Raw genomic sequence first — 6,904 nt, 5'->3', positions numbered from 1 at the left:
TTCTAATTGAATCATGAAAGTTTTTTTCTTTGGTCCCTTCAGGTGTATCAGGCCATATACCTTCTCTATACAACTGTACACATTCTTTTTTAAATGCATAACTATATTTCATAAAAAATACCCTCCTTACTGGTTTGTCCAGTAAAGAGGGTACATATCACTAGTTAGCCGCAGTTTTTTATTGGATTTGAAATATAATTAGGATTTTCAAATATTAGGATTTATTATTTTTTTGTTATTTTACTAAATCAAAGGCACTTTGTGGTACATATACGGCTCTTGTGCTGTAAATTGTAAGTCCGTCTAGTTCAACTTTTTCGCCATTTTTAATTGCGTAATTCTTTGATACTGGGAAAATAATTTTGTCATCGCCCTTTGTTACCATGACTTCGTAATCATTTTCGCCCTTCTTTTTAAATTCAACTTTAGCTCCCTTATCTTCGAAGCCCTTTCTAATTGGTTGATAAAGTTCTTCTGTTAATTTGTCTAGATTTATGTCAAGAATATCTTCCATGTATCTTCCAATTTCATAATTGTGAACTGTTCCAATTAGTCTTTCTGCTTTTTCTGCTGTTGAGTAAGAGTAAAGTCCTATATCTCCGCCAACATGTCCGCCAGTTGTCCATGTAATGTGGCTTCTTGCAGAGATGATTCTTCCCATTGCTGAAACTATATCTTTTTCACTTTTTATTAAGTTCATTTCTTCTTCAGTTAAATCTTTTATACCAAAATCTTTTGCCATTACATCTTTTACATTTGATTTATCTTCTTTAACTTCTTCGGCTGCTTTAGTTACAGAAATTTTTGCTGATGAAATTAACTTTGTAAATTCGTCAAGAGGTACTTTATCATAGGCATGGGAAATATTTCTGTGTCCAAAAGTTATTCCGCCAGTTCCGTGGTCTGCTGCTATGACAATTACTGTGTCCTTGTGTGAATCAGCAAAGTCCTTTGCAACTTTTACAGCATCGTCAAAGGCTTTTATTTCGTGAACAAGTGCAACTGGATCATTTGCGTGAGCTGCCCAGTCAACTTCTGAACCTTCTACCATTAGGAAAAATCCCTTATCATTTTTTGAAAGCACATTTAGTGCCTTGTCAGTCATTTCTGCAAGAGAAGGTTTATTTACTTTATCTCTATCTATTTCATAAGGGAAGGATTTATCTTCAAATAGTCCCCAAACTTTGTCGCCCTTTGAATCTTCCATTGCCTTTTTAGTAGTTACATAATCATAACCCTTATTTTTAATTTCAGAAATAAGATCTTCTTTGTCTTTTCTAGTTTCCTTACTTAAATAAGTGCTGCCTGCTCCTAATACAAGATCCATATCTTGATAAACTTGTTGTTCGCCAAGATCTTCATAATTATTTCTGTCAGGATTGTGGGCAGAAAAATCTGCTGGTGTTGCGTGTTGAATATTTGAAGTTGATACAATTCCTGTGGATCTTCCACTTCTCTTAGCTCCTTCAAGTACATTTGCTATAGGTTGTTTTGCTCTATCTTTTTCAATTTCAAGTGAACCTGGCATGCCGCTCTTAGTCGGATAACATCCAACGAAGGGTGATTCAGTCTTAATACCTGCTGCCATAGCTGTTCCTGCTGGAGCAGAGTCTGCAATAGGTGTGTTGGAATTATTTGTTCTAACAAGACCTGTTGCCAAATCATCCATTACAAATTTTTTGTCCTTTGTCATCCATCTTGCTGTAGTTAAAGCCTCAACACTCATGCCATCAGGTATCATCATAATTACATTTTTGGCGCTGCCATAATCTTTCTTTTCAGCAAAGGCAAAACTTGGTGCAAGAGTTGCTACTGCAAGTGTTACCGCCAAAACTTTTTTAAAACTTTTCATTTATTCCTCCTAGGCTTTTCATTAAATCTAATCTAACAAAAAAATGTAAAATTAATATTTATGACATGTAAAATTTATTTTATGAAAAATTTTTTCTAAATTTATTAAAAAATTCCACAAAAAAAGGACGCCTAGGCGTCCTTTATAATTTATTTTATACTTCAATTTTTCCGTAATTTCCATCTTTTCTCTTGTAGACAATAGAAACAGCTTCAGTATCTGCATCTAAAAATACGAAGAAATTGTGATTTAAAAGTTCCATTTGAAGAATTGCTTCTTCTTCATTCATAGGACTTAATTCGAAATTTTTTCTCTTTACGATTTTCTTTTCTGTTTCTTCCTTTTCTTTTTCAACAATTTCATCAAATCTAATTGTTTCGTTGTTTTGGTATCTTCTCTTTAATCTAGTTTTGTGTTTTCTAATTTGTCTAGCAAGTGCATCCACAGCGTTATCCATTGAAGAGTACATATCGTCTGTAGTTTCTTCTGCTCTAATAATTGTCTTTGGTAAAAATATTGTAACTTCCACAGTTTGTTCTTCTCTTACAGTAGAGAATACAACCCTTGCTTCAGCTTCTTCAGAAAAGTATTTATCCAATTTGGAGAATTTTTTTTCTGCCACATTCTTTAAAGATTCTGTAAGTTCAATGTTTTTTCCAACAAAGTTCAATAACATAAATGTCACTCTCCTTTTCTTTGTTAATTATTTACCCAATTTTTACAAATTATATCAGGACTCCAGTAAATTATGAAAATGTACTTTTATATTTATTATTGATATAATTATCCTACAATATAAAAATAGATTGGGTGATTACATGGCAATAAAAAATAAATTTGATTACAAATACAGAATTGGCATGCGTGCAATTAAGACAGCTCTTGCTGTTGTAATTGGACTTTTTATTTCAGATTTTTTTAAATTAAATTCACAAATTTTTGTTGCCATTGCTGCAGTTTCTTCCATGAAGCCATCCATGTCAGAATCCCTAGATGATATGAAGAAGAGACTTTTTACTGCAGTAATTGGTGTAATAATTGGCTATCTTGCTTCAAAAATTTCCCTCCCCCTCTTACTTGAACCCTTAATTGCAGGGCTTGGAGTTTTGATAATTATTTATATACTTGCAATTTTAAAAATGCGTGACATGACACAACTTTCCTGCATAGTTTTCGTTGCAAGTTTTTGTTCAGACTCTGACAAAGTTGTCTATGCCTTTAATAGGATCTTGGGAACAGTCATAGGTGTCCTTGTTGGCGTACTTGTAAATTACTATATATCCTCTCCCAATATCTGGGAAGATTTTATTTCAGTTTCAATAAAATCCTACAACTCTGCAAATAGAGTCTTGAGAGAAATAATTTATGACAAGAGAGCAAATTTAAATGATTTTAATGAAAATTTAGCTAATGCAAATACGCTTTATAAACTTTTGAAAAAGGAAGTAAAAACCCCTTTCCACCACGGCCATTCACTGGATAAAGAGACAACAATTCTCTTTCTACTTGAAAGTATATCTGTAAGATTAGCTGTAATAAATAATATGAATGCAAATTATTTAAGTGAAAAAGTTTCAAATGAAGCCAACAAGCGCTATGAATTAGATGAGCCCTTTTCTAAAAATTTAAACGAAGTAGAAGCTGTATACAATTATCACATCGAATACATTTTTAAATACATGGATGAACTAAAGGAATTAGTTGAAGAAATTTAGGTGAAAAAATGAAATTAAGCACAGGAGAAATTTATGAAATTGGAAAAAAACTCTTGAAAGAGTCAACTATTGGCTTTGAAAAATTTTTAAAGGCAATTGAATTTTCTCCCATAACAGAAAATCCCTATGTCATGGTAAGAGATAATGACGAGCTAGCAGCCTTTATGCTCTTTGACTTAAAGGAGTATGAAGCTAGTGCCCTAAAAGTTTTAAAAAGCATGCTACAAGAAATTGAAGTTCCTCATGAAAACTTTGACTACATTATAAAAATTTTAAGGGACTCCTATGTCTCCCTATTTAGAATCGAAAAGAAGGAAGATAATTATCTTTTTTACGATGTACTCTTAGATGAATACATTGAAGTTTATAATTACACAAATATAGATATCACAAGAGACGAATTTGGACTTTATAGAGTCTTTCAACATGAAGATAAAAAAGCCTTACTTCAAGTTATCCAAATAATGGACGAGGAATTATTCTTTACTCTTTCTGAAAATATAGACAATCTCTTCCAACACCTAGAAGAAAATTATGGACCTTTTAAAATGGATAAAAACTTTTTAAAGAGAGAATTTTTAAATATTATCTCTATTTTAGGTGTGAGCATTGAATCCATAAACAAAAAAAATTTTGGAGACATAGATTTCGATAAAACTGAAGAGATGAGTGAACTTGAAGATCTCTTAAATAAATTTTATGAAGAAGATTTTTTGGTGGTGCAAAACTATGAGCTCTTCAAGAAAATATTCCCAAAGGCTGATCCTGAATTTATAATGGGATTTTTTATTGACTTATTTTCTAGAATTTACTCAAATTTCCTATTTCTAGAAGAAAAAACCTTTAAGGATTATGATTTAGACTACAAAAAAATATTTAAAGACTTTTGTGAATCTGGCGATTTTTTAAATCGTGAAGACTTGTCAAATTCTCTAGACTTTTTAATTATTTTTTATGGAAAACTATTAACTATGGGTCGCGATGTCAAAAATATTTTAAAGGACTTAAATGATATAAAAGAAAACATCTTTTATTATCTAGACCTCTTGCAAAATAGTGAAAGCGGATTTTATTACGACGACAATATAATAAAAATACTTCTTGAAAATAAAAAATCTGTCTTTGGCAATACTTTTGTAGAAAATTTTGACAACTTCCTCACATTTTTAGACATGAATTATGTAAATCTTTTAAAATCTGGAGATCTTTCTCCATCAATGTTAGCTAAATTTGCAAAATCCATTAATCTTAAAGCAATAAGTGATGTTAAAAGTTATAAGAATAAACACTTCCCACTAATAGAACTTTATTTAAACTTCACTGTAAAAAAATATTTGACCTTAATTACACAAAAAGATAAGCCTGAAGAACTTTATCTCACAGACTATGCAGAAAATTATCAAGTTTTCGATGAAGCGACAAAGCTCTCCCTTTGGATAGAAGTCCTTACCAATAAAAATTTTATAAAATCTGCCTTTGAAAAAAATTATGAAAAATATAGAGATTTTGTCATAGGAATTTTTAAAAAACTAAGAGATAATAATTCTTTAAAAAATGAAAATTTTAACAGTGAAGATTTAGCCCTTTTAAACATATTAAAGGACCTTGATCTTTTAGATTATAGAGATGATAAAAGTGAAATCAAACTCACAAAATTTGGCGGGGACATATATAATTATTACACTACAGAAAGAACAAATTTAGATAACATTATAAAAGTTGACTTCAAATAAAAAAATTAAAATTTTGAGCTTGCCTTGGCAGGCTCTTTTTTTATGCAAGTTAAATTTAAATTTTACACAGAAATAAAAACTAAATATATAAAAATCAATTTTAAAAAAAATGAGTTGAAACTTTAGTCAACTTTTATTTTATCTGATAATGCTATGTTATAATAAAGCTTAACCGTAGTATATTAATAACAACTAAGGAGGATATTATGGAAAAGAAAAAATTTAAGTCGTCAGATATTGTACTATTTATTTTTTACGCACTTTTTGGAATATTTATGTTCTTTGTGCCTATAACAATTGCTGGTACCAAGAGTATACCAATTGACCACATCACAAGCCTTGTGAAAAAAATTCCAAATTATAATTTAGTCTTTGGAGTTTTCATGGTCCTTGCTGGTATTGCTTATGCAATTAAAACAAAATCTTGGCAAAAAAGTAAATTACATTCAGTATTCTTTGCAATTAAACTTGTTTCTCTAATTTTTGTATTTATGTATTTGACAAATAAGGGTCCCGCAAGAATATTTGATGGAGATATGCTTCCACTTATTTGGAACGGAATCATGGTATCTGTTACAACAATTGTGCCAATAGGTTCAGTTTTCCTTGCCTTCTTGACAGGTTTTGGACTTATGGAATTTATTGGAATATTTATGGAACCAGTGATGAGACCTGTATTTAAAACTCCTGGTAGATCAGCAGTAGATGCCGTTGCATCCTTTGTAGGATCTTATTCATTAGCACTTTTAATTACAAATAGAGTTTATTTAGAAGATACTTACACTAAAAAGGAAGCAGCCATAATAGCAACAGGTTTCTCAACAGTTTCTGCAACATTTATGATTATAGTTGCAAAAACTTTGGACTTGTTAGACTACTGGCTAGCCTACTTCTGGATTACCCTTTTTGTTACATTTTTAGTAACAGCAATTACAGCAAGAATTTTCCCATTAAATAAAAAAGCTCAAGAATATTATTCTGGAAAAGAATATGTTCCTGAAGAAAAGAAAAAAGTTACTTTCTCTAATGCTCTAGACGCAGGAATGTATGGCTTCAAGCACTCTGGATCTTTAGGTAGCGTAATAAAAGATAACTTTATTGATGGATTTAAAATGGCACTTAACATTGCACCATCACTTCTTGGTGTAGGTATGATTGGACTATTGCTTGCAGAATACACACCAATATTTCACATAATCGGCTACATCTTCTATCCATTCACACTAATTACTAGAGTTGAACAACCACTTATGGTTGCACAAGCACTTGGCATGAGTATTGCAGAAATGCTTTTACCAGCACCAGTTGTAGCAAATGCAGGACTAGGACTAATTGCAAAAATGTTAGTAGCAGTAGTTTCTGTATCAGAAATCCTATTCTTCTCAGCATCAATTCCAGTAATGATGGGAACAGAAATACCTCTAAAATTCTCAGATTATATTATAATTTGGATTGAAAGAGTAATTTTAAGTATAGTAATCACTATGCCAATACTTTATCTATTCTTTAGATAATAAAAAATCATTAGAATTTTTATAGACAATTTAATAATTTTAAAAGCCAGGTTCGCTTCATTCGCCTGGCTTTTTTACGCTAATTTTACA

5 protein-coding genes are annotated in these 6,904 nt (G+C 30.9%); 3 read left to right on the top strand and 2 right to left on the bottom strand.

Translation table 11 applies throughout. The annotated features are described in order from the left end of the window. Positions 1 to 235: 235 nt before the first annotated feature. On the bottom strand, positions 236 to 1,852 hold the full coding sequence (locus JOD41_RS08225; protein ID WP_205052410.1) for an alkaline phosphatase: 1,617 nt from the start codon (positions 1,850 to 1,852) through the stop codon (positions 236 to 238). Between the two features lie 154 nt (positions 1,853 to 2,006). Next, positions 2,007 to 2,528: a ribosome hibernation-promoting factor, HPF/YfiA family gene (gene hpf, locus JOD41_RS08220; RefSeq protein ID WP_205052409.1), complete on the bottom strand. Its 522-nt coding sequence runs from the start codon at positions 2,526 to 2,528 to the stop codon at positions 2,007 to 2,009. 142 nt (positions 2,529 to 2,670) lie between these two features. Between hpf and JOD41_RS08215 the strand changes: the two genes are divergently transcribed. From JOD41_RS08215 to JOD41_RS08205, 3 genes are all read left to right on the top strand, one after another. Beyond that, positions 2,671 to 3,567: an FUSC family protein gene (locus JOD41_RS08215; protein WP_205052408.1), complete on the top strand. Its 897-nt coding sequence runs from the start codon at positions 2,671 to 2,673 to the stop codon at positions 3,565 to 3,567. An 8-nt stretch (positions 3,568 to 3,575) separates the two neighbouring features. After that, positions 3,576 to 5,300, top strand: coding sequence for a hypothetical protein (locus tag JOD41_RS08210; protein ID WP_205052407.1), 1,725 nt, complete (start codon positions 3,576 to 3,578; stop codon positions 5,298 to 5,300). A 206-nt stretch (positions 5,301 to 5,506) separates the two neighbouring features. Then, a complete protein-coding gene (locus JOD41_RS08205; RefSeq protein ID WP_205052406.1) occupies positions 5,507 to 6,814 on the top strand; it encodes a YjiH family protein in 1,308 nt (435 codons plus the stop codon). The last annotated feature ends 90 nt before the right edge of the window (positions 6,815 to 6,904 follow it).

Source organism: Peptoniphilus gorbachii, from assembly GCF_016908115.1.
GTDB classification, from domain to species: Bacteria; Bacillota; Clostridia; order Tissierellales; family Peptoniphilaceae; genus Peptoniphilus_A; species Peptoniphilus_A gorbachii.
Note: the sequence above shows the minus strand (reverse complement) of the source record. Positions and strands in the feature narration are given on the sequence as shown.